Here is a 16,679-nt window from a genome sequence, read left to right on the forward strand (position 1 = left end):
AAACGGCGGTTCGGCAATACGAAGCCTTCTTCGCATACGGTGGAACTAGTAGGACGCGTCGATGACGTTGTGCCCTATCTGGATTGGTCAGACGCGGCATTTATGCCCAGCCGAAACGAACTCAACCCTGTGTTCGTATGGGAGGCGTGGGCGCGCGGCCGGCCGGTTGTTGCTGCCCATCTACCTGCATTCGAGGATCTGCGAACCTCCGGGCCGGTGCTCACATTTACCGGCGCGGCCAGCCTTCGGTCCGCCCTCGGCGTCGTATCGAGTGACGAGTACCGAGATTTCGCCTATTCAATGGGTTTGCAGGCGTCCCGAACCATGACGACCAGGAGTGAGATCGTTGCCCGAATACAATCGTGACCACCCGCGCATCCTGGTCATTCACGCATACAGTGCTCAAAACTCCGGCGACCGGTTGCTGGTGGAGGAAACACTCGAATTGCTGAGATCGGTGTGGCCGGATTCTGTCGTCGACGTGATTGCCACTGATGCCGAATCGTTCCGCCACCATCCGATCGCGAATCATGTCAAGTTTCATCAGTGGACGTCGGCATGGATTCCGAACCCGAAAAAGAAGGCATCCGTACGTGTTTCCATGCTGGCCAGTACCGTCACCGGCGGGCCGGCACCTGTCAGGATACTGTTCGAGCAAGCGGATTTGATAGTCGCTGTCGGGGGCGGATACCTTCGGGGTTCGTCCGTTTCCGAGGCCCTGAAAACTGCGGGGGCGCATTTCGGTCAACTCGATCTTGCCGCACGAAGTCGTGCGCGCAAGATCTATCTGCCGCAGAGTATCGGTCCGTTCCCGAACATTCTCCGTCGGCGTATCGCGAGTTCACTGAAGGCGATGGATCAGGTGCTCGTTCGTGACGATCGATCACGGGAATTGTTCGCCGACCTGACCAATGTCGAACGAATCTCGGATCTGGCGGTTCTCAAGATGGCGGAGGTCCGTACACCTCGTACTATCGAGATCACGCATGGCCCGGTAGTCGTGGCACGTGAGCTGTCCCGCCCTGGATCCTACGAGAACACTCTGTCCGACTTGGCTCGGTCAGATCATGTTGTATGGGCGATTCAGTCCACCGGTGGCGGAAACAATGACACTCCACTCACCGTCAAATACTCCTCGGGAACCCCAAAGCCATTGCAGCACTATCTGGAGAGCGCGGAGAATCGCGTCGTTGTCAGTACACGCCTGCATGGATCGTTGTCTGCATTGCTCGCCGGAAAGCCGAGTGTGCACCTGGGCTACGAACGAAAATCATGGGGAGCATTTCATGATCTGGGGTTGGAACAGTACGTTCTCGATGCCCGACGGACTTCGGCAACTCGCGTTCTCGACGCGGTGGAATCGATACGAGACGATCCAGCCACTTACTGGCGCCTGATCGATTCACGCATCGAGGCCGTCGCGTCCCAGAGGGAACGCCTACTCGGCTCCCTGGCTGTGCCATGCCACCTGCCGACGGCTGGCCAATGACATGAACCTCTCGTTCCTGTTGTTTGCCAGTGTTTTTCTCTTGCTGATCGCACGTGTACGTGGGGTGACGGTGTTGCCAACCCGCCGTCAAACCTCAACAGGTACCAGAAGCGGGCTGATCGGGATCTGGTTTTGGGTATCGGTGATATGGCCGGTCCTTTTCAAGGCGGTGTTAGGTAGCGTCCTTGCCCTATACCTTCCAGTTTCTGGCTCCGCGGTCTTCGTGATCTCCTACGTGCCTTCGATTGTCATCGGAATCGCGATTTTCATCGCCTCTCTCGGGTCCCGAGATTCATTCCCCTATATCCCCGCGATACTGGTCATGGCGGTGGCGATCATGCCGATCCTCATCTTCGGGGTCGTGGACATCGGTGTCGTCGGAGCGATATTCATGATTGTGCCTACGCTCCTGTGGTGCCGCGCGCTCTCGGTTGACGTACTGAACTGGCCCCGTCTTTGTTACCAGGGTCTGCTTGCGCTTTGTCTGAGCATGGCTGTGGTTTTCGTCGTCTGGCCTGAGGCTGTGGTCGAGACCTGTCGGTTGGACAAGTGCACTGTGGCGGGCCAAGTGCTCACGTCATCGATCACAGGCAATGGCAACTTCCTGGGGCTGTGTGTCGCACTGCTGAGCGTCGTTGCCGTGTATCGGCAACACTGGATCACAGTTGCGGCGGTTGGACTGGCGAGCCTCATCGTGATCGAAATTTCTGGCAGTCGAACAGCGATGATCGGTCTGGTTCTCGGCTACCTCGTAGTCCTCGGTATCGGAAACCGCATGTCGCGGGTTGTGGCTCTGGCAGCTGCGATGGTTGCGTTGGTGATTTCTTTTGTGCCAGTGTTCCGAGTTTACGGGCTCCGCGATTACACCTATCGCGGTGCTTTGTGGATGAGGGCGAAGGAGCTGATTTCGGAGAGTCCGAATGTTGGTCACGGCGCGAACTATTGGACGGAGCATAACGCGTATCGCTTCTCCTCCAACTATGCCGCGCACAACATTTGGTTAGAACTCGGCGTTGCCGTCGGGTTTCTCGGAATTGCCGTGCTTGTCGTCGCTGCGGCCTGGGCGTTGCTGACCACTGACGTGGAAAATCGATACTTGGCATGGGCGCTGATCGTAACTACGGTCGCTGTGGGATTTCTGGAGGCGCCCATCCAACCGTATCGAACCGGTCTGCTTCCCTTCCTGTGCCCTCTCATTCTTCTCTTGTGCTCCTCGGGTATGCGGAAAAGATCAGTTGATACTTCGGAGACGGAAGACCTTGCGATGGAAGATATTCGAAGCTCACATGTTGATGCCGGCCTGACGAGGGATGGTGCGCGATGAAAGTTCTGCATGTCACGGAAGCGCTCGGAGGAGGTGTAAGCACCGCGATCTTGAACTATCAGGCGTTGACGCCAGAAATGCATCACTGCGTGATTGCTCGCGAACGGGCCGGGCAGAGCACATACAATTTCCCCTCCGAACTCAGCGTGACATTGGTACCTGGAAGTTTGGCCGCACTTTTGCTGTCCGCGATTCGTATGGTGCGCCGGGGAGATTTCGATGTTCTCCACCTGCATTCCAGTCTTGCCGGTCTCGCCCGGATCATCCCGGGGCACCGAGCTGGAATCGTATACACCCCACACTGTTACGCATTCGAGCGCACCGACGTCAGTCCCCTGGCGCGGGTACTCTACAAGTCCGTTGAGCGTGGGCTACTCTCGATTCGGCGTCAGTGCGTTGTTGCCGTGAGTGGACGAGAAGCCGAGTTGACTACGGAGTTGTCGAACTCCTCCACCTCCATCGTGGTCGGCAATGTATCCCCGACCGATCACGGCGCATATTTGCGCGCAAGCAGCCCTCGGACAGCGGAAGCATCGGCTGAAAGAAGCCGAGTAGTGATGGTGGGAAGGATATTTCCCCAAAAGGATCCCCAACTGTTCGCCGATATTGCAGCAAGGTTGTCGAGCAGGTTCGAGTTCGTGTGGGTAGGAGACGGCGAAGCCGGGTTGAAAGAAAGTCTCGTGGAATCCGGGGTTCGGGTGACGGGCTGGATTCCAGCTGAACAGGTGCTGGATGAAGTGCGCGCCAGTTCGCTGTATCTCCATACCGCGGCCTGGGAGGGCGCTCCGATTTCCGCTGCGGAAGCCGCCGCGGTCGGTGTCTCGGTGATCAGTCGTGACATCAAAAGTATGGTCTCGCTTGGCTATCCAGTCGCTGGCAATACTGCGGAGTCTCTGTCAATGGCCGTCACACATTACTTCGACTGCCTGGACTACCGAACGACTGTTCAAGCCAAGACACAATATTTCAACCGAACAGTGGACGTCATGAGTTCGCGTACAGCACTCATCGACGCCTATGCATTCGCGATAGGGGCTTCTCGATGACTTCATCGGTCACCGTCATTACCATCACCAGGAATGATCTTTCGGGGCTGGTCCGCACGATCGAGAGCGTCCGGGCTCAGAGTGCACAGGGAGTCGAACACATCGTGATCGATGGTGGTTCGACGGATGGAACTGTCGAATACCTTGATTCGTTGGGTGATTCGTTAGTGTGGAACACAGGCCTCGACAGCGGTCGCTATGACGCAATGAACATCGGTGCGGAACTGGCGAGTGGCGAGTTGCTGTGGTTCATGCACTCGTCCGACGTGTACCATTCATGTGACGTTCTGGAGAGAGTCTCTCGAGATCATCAAGGAGGGGGCGTCTCTTGGCGGTGGGGTTACGGGCTGAGCAACATCCACGACTCCGGAAGTTCCATCGGAATCGGTGGCCGTATCCCGTTCAGTCTGTCCCGATTCGCGCTAGGTGGAAACATCATTCCCCATCAAGCATGTGTGATCGAGAAGTCGCTGCATGTTGAGATCGGCGGTTACGATACCGAATTCGGACTCAGTGCCGACCAACTGTATCTGTTGAAGATGGCGGTCCGATCGCAACCGCGCGTGTGGACCGAGTTCTTCTGTGACTTTGATTCGGCCGGCGCTGGTTCGGTGCGGGGCATGATGGATCATTACCGGGACATGCGGCGATCACGCGCCCTGACCGGAATTACAGTCTTCAGGGCGCAGTGGCTCGATTATGCGGTGTCCTTGGGGGTTGCGCTTCTCGCAAAAACCGACCGTGTTCAAAGACGAGTTCTAGCAGGGGTGACTCCTCGTGTCCGATGACTATTTGGAACCCACAACGCAATCAAGTGCGGAATTCGCAGTTGTCATACCAGCTTTCAACGCGGAAGCCACACTTTTGGCGTCAATCGAGAGCGCGCACAATGCGGGCGCTTCGGAAGTCATCGTGGTGGACGACGGATCCACAGACAGTACCGCCGCGTTATGTCGCGCCCACGATATACGTGTCCTGACGCAGCCAAATGCGGGTGCATACCTCGCGAGACGACGGGGGGCCACGCTCGTCACGGCACCGTACATCGTGTTCCTGGACGCGGATGATCTTCTGGTCGCACCCGGCATTCACGAGTCCTTGCGTATTCTCTCTGCACAGGCGGACTGCGCAGTCGTCGCTGGACGTGTGATGGCGAGTCTCCCACGTGGGCGTAGTCGGTTGAACAATCAGTCGTACTCCGAGATCAATACTCGAACCCTGTTGACACAAGGGTATGGTCCGTTTCCACCGGGAGCGGCGCTGGTTCGGCGTGCCGATTACGAAGCAGCGATTGCGCTGGACGTACCGGAGATCGTCGAGCGTTACGCCGACGACTACGAAATGTTCATTCGTCTATCCGTCGTCGGCCGAGTCGTTCAACACAACACCGTTTCCCTCGTGTATTCGATGTACGCAGGCAAATCCATTGGTTCTCCTGAGAAATCGCTGTTGTGCAAGGAATCGATCAGGGGGCACTACGCGCGACATCTGCGGATCCCAGTTCGGCTGATGAGCGCATCGGCGGTTGCCGCAGCTGCGAACGCACGCATGGGACGAGCGTCGTTCGCGCAAGGTTTGTACTGGCGGGGTTGCGTGAAGGTAGCAGTTGCCGCGTGCTACAAGGTACTCGCTCGGATCGGCGACAGCGGTCTGAAGCAGTCCACAATCGTGTCTGGCGCTGGAACCTCGGAGACACGAGGGTGAACACAGTGGTCAGCTCATACGTGAGGTCGGCGAAGTCGATCGACCTGGGCGGGACCGGGTTCTTTCGACTGGTAGGTCTGCTGGCCGGCGCTTGCGCGAACTTCGCCGTAATAGCAATTCTGTCTCGGGACTACGGCGTCGAGTACTACGCCTTCTATGCGCTGATGGCGTCCATGTTGAATCTACTTCCCTTCGCGGACTTCGGTATCGGCGCGACCATGGTGAACGCGACAGCAGATTACCGAAGTGGTGCACTCGATCGGATGTCGTTCCAATCCCATTTTCGGCGGGCGAGTCTGGTCACCGTTCTGGTATCCCTCGCTGTCGCAAGCCTCGCGTTCCTGTTCTATCAGATGGGGCTGTGGGTGCCAGTTCTAGGCGCAGTCGGTGAGATGGATCATGCGTCGGCGCTGGCCACAGTAGTGATTGTATCTGCGGCAGTTGGTATTCCATTGGGTTTGGGGTCACGCATCCTGCAGGGTTGCGGAAAGATGCGCGTTGTCGTTACCGCAGCGTTGATCGGTCCGATCATTCAACTGATCGTGATAGGGGTTTGTTGGACTACTCAGGCGCCGGCCTACCTGTTTGTTCTGGCACCGTGCGCAGGCTACCTCGCCGTCGGATTTCTTACCCTTGCTCTCGCGCTTCGATCGATTTCCGGCGATGAGGGTTCGTTGATCGGCTGGCGTCTTACAAGCCCGGTGCGAGTTCGCATAGCTGAAACGGCGGTTCCGTTTTTTCTCATATCGATCGGCATGGTTGTCGGGTTCCAGAGCCATAGGTTGCTGATCTCCACTTTTGGAACGGTCGAAGACGTCGCACAATATTCGGTGGTGGCGCAATTCGCTGGACCCCTGCTGGCTATCTTGGGAGTGATGGGCCAGAACTTGTGGTCAAGATATCGCGAGCGATACCGAATCGGGACACTTCGGGTGCGTGAATTCGCCCAGCATATAGTACTTCTCGGCACTGTGGGCGCCGTATTTGCGCTTGCTCTGGTCGTCATCAGCTATCCGGGAATTCGGTTTGTCTCGGGTGGAAGTCTTGTCGTCCCGCTGGCAACCGTTTTGGCCGGAAGTGTTTACATCCTTGTTGTTTCGGTGCATCAGCCGGCGGCGATGTTCCTCATGGACCCGCGAGGACTATGGTTGCAAGTCCTCTGTGTCTGGCTGAGCGGCCTCGTCGGAATGGTATTGGCAATATCCCTGATTCCTGAACTCGGAGCCGCCGCACTCTACTTGGGACTATCCGCAGGAATGGTTGTACTCCAGGTTATTCCGTGTATCTATATTTCGGTTCGGCGAATTTCAAGCATGGAGAAGGCGGTGGAGGCAGGCGTGACCGTGTGAATAGCTGCCCGAAAATCGTGAAGTCGCACATACATGAAGGAGAGAAATGAAGAAGGCACTGATCACAGGCATCACCGGTCAAGACGGCTCCTATCTCGCGGAGTTGTTGCTGGGCAAGGGATACGAGGTCCACGGACTTATTCGTAGATCGTCCACGTTCAATACAGCTCGAATCGATCACATGTATGTGGATCCCCACACGCCGGATGCAAAACTGTTCCTTCATTACGGAGATCTCAGCGACGGGGCGCGTTTGGTCACTCTTCTCGCACAGATACGCCCGGACGAGGTCTACAACCTCGCAGCGCAGTCCCATGTACGGGTAAGTTTCGACGAGCCCGAACATACCGGTGACACGACGGGAATCGGGTCGATCAGGCTGCTCGAAGCAGTCCGGATGGCTGGTCTCGAATGCAGGTTCTACCAGGCGTCCAGCTCCGAGATGTTCGGTGCGACACCGCCTCCGCAGGACGAGCAGACTCCCTTCTATCCGCGATCGCCGTACGGTGCGGCGAAGGTGTACTCGTACTGGATCACCAAGAACTACCGCGAGGCGTACGGGATCTTTGCCGTGAACGGAATTCTGTTCAACCACGAATCTCCGCGGCGAGGCGAAACATTCGTAACTCGCAAGATCACGCGAGCGGTGGCGCGGATCAAGGCCGGCCTGGAAAACGATTTGTACATGGGTAATCTCGATGCAATCCGCGACTGGGGCTACGCGCCGGAGTACGTGGAGGGAATGTGGAGGATGCTTCAGGCCGACGAGCCGGACGATTACGTGCTCGCGACAGGCGGTAACTACTCGGTCAAGGATTTCCTGACGGTGGCCTTCGAGCACGCGGGTCTGAACTGGGAAGATCATGTGCGCTTCGACGAGCGCTATCTGCGGCCGACGGAAGTAGACGCGTTGATCGGAGATGCAGGTAAGGCGGAGCAGAAGCTCGGCTGGAAGGCGACTGTACATACCCCCGAGCTGGCTCGAATCATGGTCGATGCGGACGTAGAGGCTCTGAAGTGTGAGGGCAAGCCCTGGATCGACCGCCCGAACCTGGTGGATTGGGAGCATGCCCGATGACGGGGGAGTACGCGCAGAAGTCCCTCGATCGGAACGATGCGGTGTACGTCGCGGGCCATCGTGGACTCGTGGGTTCAGCGATCTGGCGTCGTTTGGAGGCCGACGGTTTCAATCGCCTTGTCGGTCGCACGTCCGCCGAACTCGATCTTCGCGACCGCGGTGCCGTGTTCGAGTTCTTCGCCGCCGAGAGGCCGAAGAACGTGGTCCTCGCGGCAGCCAAGGTGGGCGGGATACTGGCGAACAGCACACTGCCGGTGGACTTCATCTCCGACAACCTTCGCATCCAGGTGAACGTGATGGACGCGGCGGCCGAGTTCGACGTAGATCGCCTGCTGTTCCTCGGATCATCCTGCATCTACCCGAAATTCGCTCCTCAACCGATTCGCGAAGAATATTTGCTGACCGGTCATTTGGAACCGACGAACGATGCATATGCCATCGCCAAGATCGCGGGAATCCTGCAGGTACAGGCTGTTCGAAAGCAGTTCGGGCGTCCGTGGATCTCCGCGATGCCGACCAATCTCTACGGCCCGGGTGACAACTTCTCTGCCAAGGGCTCTCATGTGCTGCCAGCCCTCATCAGACGCTTCGACGACGCGCGCCGTGATGGAGCTGCTTCAGTCGTGAACTGGGGCAGCGGGACGCCGAGGCGCGAGTTTCTCCACGTCGACGACATGGCGGATGCCTGCCTTCATTTGCTCGACCACTATGACGGAGCAGAACACGTCAATGTTGGTACAGGCGAGGACCAGAGCATCGCGGAGATCTCTGCGATCGTGGCGGACGAGATCGGGTTCGACGGCGAGATCGAATGGGATCATTCGAAACCTGACGGGACGCCGCGGAAGTTGCTTGACATCGGGAAGCTTCGAGATTTGGGGTGGCAGCCCAAGATTGATCTTCGTGCGGGGATCGCATCGACCGTGGAGTGGTATCGACAGAACGTCGATTCGATCAGGACATGAAGTACTACAGCATTATTCGACGTAAACTCGACTTCGACAGGCAGACATCGTTATGACTTCTCGTATTGCGGTATTCGGCACAGGCTACCTCGGGGCGACACACGCAGCTTGCATGGCCGAGTTGGGTCACGAGGTTCTCGGGGTGGATGTTGATCCGAACAAGCTCGCTATGCTCGAAGCTGGGGAGGTTCCTTTCTACGAACCGGGACTCGAGGAAGTACTGCGCCGCAACATAGCCGCGGGACGTCTTCGATTCACGGCTTCCTACGAGGAGGCCGCAGAGTTCGCCGACATCCACTTCCTCGGCGTCGGTACGCCGCAGAAGAAGGGGGAGTTCGCGGCCGACATGCGTTTTGTCGATTCGGTGATCGAGACACTCGCACCCCTCTTGACCAGGCCGACCGTAATCTTCGGGAAATCAACTGTGCCAGTCGGTACAGCAGAGCGATTGGGTGCGCGGGCACGGGAACTGGCGCCTGCCGGACAAGACGTGGAGGTGGCGTGGAACCCGGAATTTCTCCGGGAAGGCTACGCGGTGAAAGACACGCTTCACCCGGACCGGCTTGTGCTCGGGGTCGACCGCAATCGACCCGGACGTGCGGAATCGATTGCGCGTGAAGTGTACGAGCAACTCTTGAACGAAGGTATTCCCTTTGTTGTGACCGACCTTGCGACTTCGGAGTTGGTCAAAGCATCAGCCAATGCATTTCTGGCAACGAAGATCTCGTTCATCAATGCGATCTCGGAGGTGTGCGAGGCTTCAGGTGCGGATGTGACCGTTCTTGCCGATGCCATCGGCCATGACGAGAGAATTGGTAGGCGATTCCTCAACGCCGGAATCGGTTTCGGTGGGGGCTGCTTACCGAAGGACATCCGTGCTTTCATGGCACGTGCTGGTGAGCTGGGAGCAGATCAAGCACTCACATTCCTACGCGAAGTCGACAATATCAACATGCGTCGTCGTACTCGGATGGTCGAACTGGCTCGAGAAGCGTGTGGTTCTCTACTCGGAGCCAATGTGGCGGTTCTCGGTGCAGCCTTCAAGCCTGACTCCGACGACGTGCGCGACTCACCTGCGCTGAACGTTGCCGGGCAGATTCAGCTGCAAGGCGCTGCCGTCAATGTCTATGACCCGAAGGCGATGGGAAACTCGAAGGCGTTGTTCCCCACCCTCACTTACACTTCGAGCGCACTTGAAGCGTGTGCAGGCGCTGATGTCGTCTTGGTTCTGACCGAGTGGGCCGAGTTTCGAAAGTTGTTGCCGTCGGACCTCGAACCTGTCGTCCGCAAGAAGGTCATCATCGACGGACGTAACTGTCTGGAACCGACCACCTGGCGCGACGCAGGGTGGACCTACCGAGGTCTCGGAAGGCCGTAAACCGGTGAAACCTTCACGGAGGGTGGGTGTTGTAGGCATCGAGGGGAAGTGGCCGTGTGCCCGGGACCAAAGTCCGTCAGCGAGCGAGCTGTGGCCGGGGGAGATGCTGGGATAGCCGCTCGTGCATCACAGGGTGAGGGGCATGTTGCCTTGTTCGGTTGGTATGCATCAACTTCCGGCGGCAAGTTGCGTAGTTGGTCGTCGACGGACGTTGGTCCTACGGCCCGCTGTGGTATGTGACCCTTTCATGGTCGGCACAGTCGACTGACGATGTCTAGGAAGTTTCGAGGCTCCGTTGCGGTGGTGAAAAGACCAATGACGCAGTAGAGTTCAGCCTGGCTGCACGTTGTGTCTGCTCTGCGCGATGTGTGAGTGGGCCCGATGTCAGTGTCGCGGGTTTGTCAGTGTCGCGTGTTCGCCACTTCCCGATCATGCATCGGCCAGGAAGTGAGATGTGTGAGATGCCGTGAAGGCCTCTCCCCCCTGGCTGTTTCGGCAAATACCTCGCGCTGTGACGCAGGGACACGCGATAGAAGATTGGCTGCCTCGTTCAGCCTGCATTGAGTGCAGCGGCTCGACAGCGGCTGTCGATTACTACTCGAAGACGTGATACGTGTTCGAGCCGAAGGAGATTCGACGATGGATGTACGGGACTACCTGAAGATTTTGCAGGCACGGTGGAAGATAGTCGCTGTCGTCACTGTGGTCGTGATCTTGGGCGCATTGGGCGCCTCGTTGATTGCCACGCCGATCTACCAGGCTTCCACGCGCCTGTTCGTGTCGACTTCTACCGGAACAACCGTGAACGAGGCTTACCAAGGTAACCAGCTCTCACAGCAGTTGGTCACTTCCTACGCCAAGCTCCTTACCGGCGAGACACTGGCACAGAGAACGATCGATTCAGTCGGGCCCGATCGACTCGGCGGGCTTTCCGCTGCGGAGATTTCGTCCAAGGTGACCGCCACATCGGCGCCGGATACAGTACTGCTCGATTTGAGCGTGCAAGATGCGTCGCCTGAACTGGCACGTGAAATCGCAAATGCGCTCTCGGACGAGTTTGTCGTGATGGTCAAAGATCTGGGTACGCCCGCAAATGGTGGCACAGCACCTGCGCGCGTCGTTGTCGAACAGCGAGCACAAACTCCCGCGGAACCGGTGTCGCCGAAGACTTCGCGGAACGTGGCGCTCGGTGCCGCGATCGGGCTTCTGCTGGGGATCGGGTTGGCTGTGGTGCGTGATCGCCTGGACAACACCGTCAAAGAGCGCAAGGTGGTCGAAGACATCGCCGGCGCGGCGATGGTGGGAACAATTCCGTTCGACAAGGAACGCGAAGTTCATCAAGCGATCAACTTCCACGAGGGCAACTCCGCAAGTGCCGAGGCGTACCGCGAGCTGCGAACCAATCTGCAGTTCCTGGCCGTGGATCGCCCACCGAGTGTCATCGTCGTTACGAGTTCTCTTCCCTCCGAGGGAAAGACCACGACTGCGGTGAACATCGCACTCGTGTTAGCCGAGGCAGGCAAGAAGGTGTGTCTCGTCGAAGGTGACCTCCGTAAGCCTCGCGTTTCGAAGTATCTGGGACTTATCGGAAGCGTTGGTCTGAGCTCGGTCCTGGCCGGGCAAGCAGATCTCGACGACGTACTTCAAGTCACGAGCAATGCTGACCTGACGGTTCTTGCCTCAGGTCCGATTCCCCCGAACCCGAGCGAACTTCTGGGCACTGACACTGCCCATGCGGTCTTTACCGATCTCCGCAGAAGGTTCGACTACGTCATCATCGACGCCTCGCCGTTGCTTCCGGTTACGGATGCTGCAGTTCTTTCAGCGCTGGCGGACGGTGCGCTAGTGATTGCTCGTCACGGCACGACGAAGAGGGAACAGCTGAGCAGGGCGGTCGGCAATCTCCACAGTGTGGGCGCGACGATTCTCGGTACTGTCATCACGATGACCCCGCTGAACGGTCGTGGTGTCTACGAGTACAAGTACTACTACGATTCCGATCCGGTTGTCGCTGACGTGGCCGTGGAAGGGTCCGTGGACAGCAATCCAGTCGGCGAACGAAAGGTCACGTCGACAGTCATCTGACCTGGTCGTACGGTAAATCCCGACGCCTCACAGGGCCCTCGAGCAATGCTCGAGGGCCCTTCTCTGTGTGGTGAATCGGACGCAATTCTCTAGTCGGGTCCTCTGAGTCTGCGACGCGCAGTGCGGAATACGGGTTCATCGGCCGTCGCAGTAATTGGGTAGGCACGGGCATGCGGGATGTGACGCTGCGGTCTGAGCTGTCCCTGCTTGACCAGTGCCTCTATGACTGTCGATCTGGTTGCGCCCGACGGGGCCTTGGGCGTCTTGGTTGGAATCGCGTAGCGAGTGTGGCGGACCGCAGGCGGACCAGCCCGATTCGGCCTCGAGAGTTTCGCAACGCCTAGATGTCGATCTGGCATCCCTCGATGGATTTGGACAGCGGGTGCGGGGGTTGTCGGCCAGCTGCGACTCAGCATGAACGAGTTCTTGGCCGATGTCGGTGGTCATATCGGCCACGGGTCCGTCGGTCGGAGGGCCGGAAAGGGATAGCGTCGACTGCTCTGGGTGAGGCGCTCGCGTATGTCGGCGACCCGGTGGGGCTCAGTCGCGTCCTGGTTACCTGCGACGAAAGGAACCCGGTTTCGCGTAAGGCAATCGAAGCGTGCGGGGGTTTACTCGAGAGCGTGCGCCCAGCTGATCAGTTGTCCCGCAATGTCGGTTGTTCGAGAGACACGCTCCGCTACTGGGTGCGAACGAGCGTGTCGAGCGTCCGTTGACCCTACACGGCCACACACGTTTGCCATGGCCATAGCCATAGCCATCGGTAGCAGTCGCCCCGCTTTGCAGCCGAGCGGCTGCGCAACTCGCATGTCCCTAATTGGGCTGTGCTGCAACTATTTCAGGACATCACCGGCGATCGCTGGCGGTCCACACTCCTCCTTTTGCATGTCTGAATTCTCGGTGTCGCCCGATCGTAGGTTCGCGCAATGCCGGCCAGGAGTAGGTAAGACGCCCAGAGGCGAAGTGTCGAACAATCGTCCAGGGCTGAGTCGACGCTGAGCGCATCAAAGTATGGATTGCAGAGTGTTTACCAACCGCGTGCTGGTTTCCGTCCAAACGCGGAGCCCAAATGGGCTAGGCGATGAAAACTATAGGTACGCAATGGTAATGGTGAGCAATGTTCACTCCTTCTTGTCGGAGGGTGAATAACTGACGTCAATGCTGGCGTCGGGAAGAACTTCGGAAAGCGCTATTGCCACGCTGTCCGGAATGTGGCAAACTCCTCACTGGTACTGACCAGCTAGCCGAAGAGTTGCCAAGATGTGAGTCCTGGCAATATCGAGGCCGGCGACGTCAGCGGGCGAGGAGAAATCGCCGATCGTCCTGTGTTTGGGTTGTTAGTGGACTCTGCTTCAATCATGGGGTGTGAGCTGCGGCAATGCCGCAATAATCGACAGTTGGGCCGAGGCCTGACAATAGTCGCCGGGTTAACTGCAAGGCGCACGTAATGCGACCATACGCACTGAACGCAGCAATGCGGAGCAGTTGCTTCGCTGTCGAAGTTTCGGGAATCGGCAAGGCGGTCCGATGGACCTCGGCCGGTGAACATCTTCAGGCCGAATTCTGTGCATGGGGAAAGGTTTCTGAACACATGACGGTTCTCGAGATGGCCGCGCCCACGAAAGAGCGGCCACAACAACACCGACGAGTAACGCCGGAGAGGGCCGGTGGAGTTTCCGCACGCAGGAAATGGCAATCTGCGTATCTTCGTCGTCTGGCGATCACCGACACGATCATCGTTGCGGCAGTTGTGTTTCTGGCTCAATGGTGGCGATTCGGTAGCGACGCGGATGTCGTCGACGGTGAAGCATTCGGCCATTTCAGCTACACCGCACTGTCTTTCGCCCTGATTATCGGCTGGTTTGCCGTACTGAGGGTATTTCGGACCAGATCTCCTCGCGTGATCGGAAGCGGCCCTGAAGAGTACCGATTGATCGCTGTCGGAACGCTCCGCCTGTTCGGACTGATTGCGATCGCCAGCCTTCTCCTTCACCTGGAGATCGCGCGCCTGTACCTTGCCGTGGCGTTTCCGATGGGATTGACCGCCTTGATCGCGAGTCGTTGGATCTGGCGACGGGTGATTGCTCGTGAGCGAGCCCGAGGTGAATTTCGAACTGCCGTACTTGTGGTCGGTGTGCGAGGGGCGGTTGTCGATCTTGCACGCAACCTCGAGCGCGACGATGCCCATGGATACCGAGTTGTCGGAGTCTGCGTACCCGGCTACGGAGGAGACGTGGGCGAAGTTGTCACAGTGAACGGTCGGGACATTCCGGTGCTCGGAGACGAGCACAGTGTCACCGACGCACTCGAACAGGTCGGTGCCGACACGGTGGCGGTGACGGCGTCGGAGCGACTCGGACCGGAAGGGCTGCGCAAGCTGGCCTGGGATCTCGAGCGCGATCATGTGGACCTTGTTGTCGCACCGGGGATTCTGGATGTGTCCGGGCCGAGGCTCTCGATGCGCCCGGTCGCTGGATTTCCGCTGATCCATGTCGAGCGTCCGCGCTATCACGGCGCGCAGAAGTTCACGAAGACGACCTTCGACATCGTCTTCTCAACCGTGGTACTCGCCGTGATCAGTCCGGTGCTACTGGCGGCTGCGATCGCCGTCAAGCTCACGAGCAAGGGGCCGGTTCTGTACAAGTCCGAGCGGATGGGGTTGGACGGTCAGCCGTTCCCCATGCTCAAGTTCCGCTCGATGGTCCAGAATGCGGATTCACAGGTCACGGCGCTGATGAAGGAGAACGAAGGCGCCGGAGTGCTTTTCAAGATGCGAGACGATCCGCGTGTGACGACGGTCGGTCGATTCATGCGCCGATACTCGATCGACGAGTTGCCCCAGTTCGTCAATGTCCTCCGGCGTGAGATGAGCGTTGTAGGCCCGCGGCCACCGCTTCGGCGCGAGGTCGAGATGTACGACGACGCGGTCAGTCGTCGGCTACTGGTCAAGCCCGGTGTCACCGGCCTGTGGCAGGTCAGCGGACGTTCTGATCTTTCGTGGGAAGACACTGTCCGCCTGGATCTTTCCTACGTCGACAACTGGTCGATGATGGGTGACGTCATGATCGTCGCGAAGACGCTCAAGGCGGTGGTGGGAAGTGATGGCGCCTACTGACAAGAAGGCGGTACCGGCGCCTTGCGAAAATGAGGCACCGAACAATCCGCTGATCTTGCGAACGGCATTGGTGATCGCGGTCATCGGCGCGAGCGGAGCCTTTCAGGCGTACACGCAGAGGACAGCGCTCGGATCGTTGCTCGTACACGGTTCGGCCGTTCTTTCGGCGACAATTGCGTTGGTCTACTTCCTCGACCGGCGATTCTCACGCAATACGACGTGGCCTGTCTTCACGCTTATGATCTCGGCCGGCGTCCCGGCAACCAGCTGGTACTGGTCGACACTGCCCCGGAACTCCGCCGTCGCCGGCATCGTCGTCGTGTGCCTGGCGATCACGGGAATCATCGTCGCCCGTGAGTTGACCTTCGCGGTGCGAGTGCGGACTGTTGCCCTCACCTTGCTGGTACTTCTCGTGCTGTCGTTGATGGTCGTGTTCCTCGATCCTTCGACTGGCATCGACGTGGACACCCGCGCCGTTGCTTATCGCGGAATCTTCACGCACAAGAACACTTTGGGACGAATGGCTGCCATCGAAGTTGTACTTGTCGGTGTCATGCTCATGCTTCCCGACGTCAAGCGTATTCCGTGGGTGGCGGCGCTGGCTGTCGCCGGCATCGTGTTGTTCGAGGCCCGGAGCCAGACCGGTCTCGTTGCTGCGGGGATTGCGCTGGCGACAATGGTTGCTCTGAGGTGCTTTCGACGGACACCGAACGCTCACCTCGCCTCGACTGTGATCATCGGCCTGTACCTCGGGGTGTCCGGCGCGATGAAGGTGCTCGGACCCGATGTCGCGGCGCTACTCTCGCGAGATGTCACGCTGACCGGCCGGTTACATCTCTGGACGGTATCCGACTACTACGCCGAACAGCGGCCTCTGCTCGGATGGGGCTTCGGCTCGGTGTGGGCGCCGGACAGTGCAGTGGGGCAGATGATTCGGTCAAAGCTGTCCTTTCCGGCGACCAGCGCACACAACGGAATGCTCGACATTCGGCTGCAGATCGGTTGGATCGGATTCCTGCTGCTGTTGGCCGGCTATTACCTGCTTCTGAGCACGGCGCTCGGGCGAGCCCGCAGCAGAACGGAGTACATCGCCGTCGTCGCGATCATGGTTCTCGTCTTCTCGATGGACTTGACGGAGTCGACGCT

The 16,679-nt window shown here is 58.6% G+C and carries 14 protein-coding genes and 1 pseudogene; all 15 read left to right on the forward strand.

Translation table 11 applies throughout. From position 1 onward, the window contains the following. On the forward strand, window positions 1–366 hold a 366-nt coding region (locus A2J01_RS35505; RefSeq protein ID WP_156519456.1), incomplete at its 5' end, for a glycosyltransferase. Further along, complete coding sequence (locus A2J01_RS30545; protein ID WP_231916139.1) at window positions 338–1,489, forward strand: polysaccharide pyruvyl transferase family protein; 1,152 nt, start codon at window positions 338–340, stop codon at window positions 1,487–1,489. The genes A2J01_RS35505 and A2J01_RS30545, both read left to right, overlap by 29 nt. 1 nt (window position 1,490) lies before the next feature. Next, the gene (locus tag A2J01_RS30550; protein WP_054187556.1) at window positions 1,491–2,813 is read left to right on the forward strand and encodes an O-antigen ligase family protein; all 1,323 of its coding nucleotides are present in this window, start codon (window positions 1,491–1,493) and stop codon (window positions 2,811–2,813) included. A 77-nt stretch (window positions 2,814–2,890) separates the two neighbouring features. Continuing rightward, window positions 2,891–3,859 carry a glycosyltransferase gene (locus tag A2J01_RS37265; RefSeq protein WP_268875639.1) on the forward strand — a complete coding sequence of 323 codons (969 nt, stop codon included), beginning with the start codon at window positions 2,891–2,893 and terminating at the stop codon, window positions 3,857–3,859. Continuing rightward, window positions 3,856–4,146 (forward strand): annotated as a pseudogene (locus A2J01_RS37115) (glycosyltransferase); the annotation flags it as partial. The gene A2J01_RS37265 and the pseudogene A2J01_RS37115, both read left to right, overlap by 4 nt. A gap of 168 nt (window positions 4,147–4,314) precedes the next feature. After that, window positions 4,315–4,647 carry a hypothetical protein gene (locus tag A2J01_RS37120; protein WP_228232624.1) on the forward strand — a complete coding sequence of 111 codons (333 nt, stop codon included), beginning with the start codon at window positions 4,315–4,317 and terminating at the stop codon, window positions 4,645–4,647. After that, window positions 4,637–5,563 carry a glycosyltransferase family 2 protein gene (locus A2J01_RS30565; RefSeq protein WP_064114233.1) on the forward strand — a complete coding sequence of 309 codons (927 nt, stop codon included), beginning with the start codon at window positions 4,637–4,639 and terminating at the stop codon, window positions 5,561–5,563. The genes A2J01_RS37120 and A2J01_RS30565 overlap by 11 nt, the downstream gene beginning before the upstream one ends. A gap of 164 nt (window positions 5,564–5,727) precedes the next feature. Further along, window positions 5,728–6,912, forward strand: coding sequence for a polysaccharide biosynthesis protein (locus A2J01_RS30570; protein ID WP_228401970.1), 1,185 nt, complete (start codon window positions 5,728–5,730; stop codon window positions 6,910–6,912). 46 nt (window positions 6,913–6,958) lie between these two features. Beyond that, window positions 6,959–7,990 carry a GDP-mannose 4,6-dehydratase gene (gene gmd, locus A2J01_RS30575; RefSeq protein ID WP_064114234.1) on the forward strand — a complete coding sequence of 344 codons (1,032 nt, stop codon included), beginning with the start codon at window positions 6,959–6,961 and terminating at the stop codon, window positions 7,988–7,990. Next, complete coding sequence (locus A2J01_RS30580; protein ID WP_054187555.1) at window positions 7,987–8,955, forward strand: GDP-L-fucose synthase family protein; 969 nt, start codon at window positions 7,987–7,989, stop codon at window positions 8,953–8,955. Before gmd ends, A2J01_RS30580 begins: the two co-directional genes overlap by 4 nt. A gap of 52 nt (window positions 8,956–9,007) precedes the next feature. Continuing rightward, the gene (locus tag A2J01_RS30585; protein ID WP_007726621.1) at window positions 9,008–10,333 is read left to right on the forward strand and encodes a UDP-glucose dehydrogenase family protein; all 1,326 of its coding nucleotides are present in this window, start codon (window positions 9,008–9,010) and stop codon (window positions 10,331–10,333) included. A gap of 639 nt (window positions 10,334–10,972) precedes the next feature. Continuing rightward, window positions 10,973–12,418: a polysaccharide biosynthesis tyrosine autokinase gene (locus A2J01_RS30590; RefSeq protein WP_007726623.1), complete on the forward strand. Its 1,446-nt coding sequence runs from the start codon at window positions 10,973–10,975 to the stop codon at window positions 12,416–12,418. Window positions 12,419–12,783: 365 nt separating this feature from the next. Then, a complete protein-coding gene (locus A2J01_RS37525) occupies window positions 12,784–13,134 on the forward strand; it encodes a GNAT family N-acetyltransferase (protein ID WP_075832471.1) in 351 nt (116 codons plus the stop codon). Between the two features lie 875 nt (window positions 13,135–14,009). Next, a complete protein-coding gene (locus A2J01_RS30595) occupies window positions 14,010–15,533 on the forward strand; it encodes a sugar transferase (RefSeq protein ID WP_064114236.1) in 1,524 nt (507 codons plus the stop codon). Next, a partial coding sequence (locus tag A2J01_RS30600; protein WP_064114235.1) for an O-antigen ligase family protein occupies window positions 15,520–16,679 on the forward strand: 1,160 nt, incomplete at its 3' end. The genes A2J01_RS30595 and A2J01_RS30600, both read left to right, overlap by 14 nt.

This window comes from Rhodococcus sp. EPR-134 (assembly GCF_001647205.1).
In the GTDB taxonomy this organism is placed as follows: domain Bacteria; phylum Actinomycetota; class Actinomycetes; order Mycobacteriales; family Mycobacteriaceae; genus Rhodococcus_F; species Rhodococcus_F qingshengii.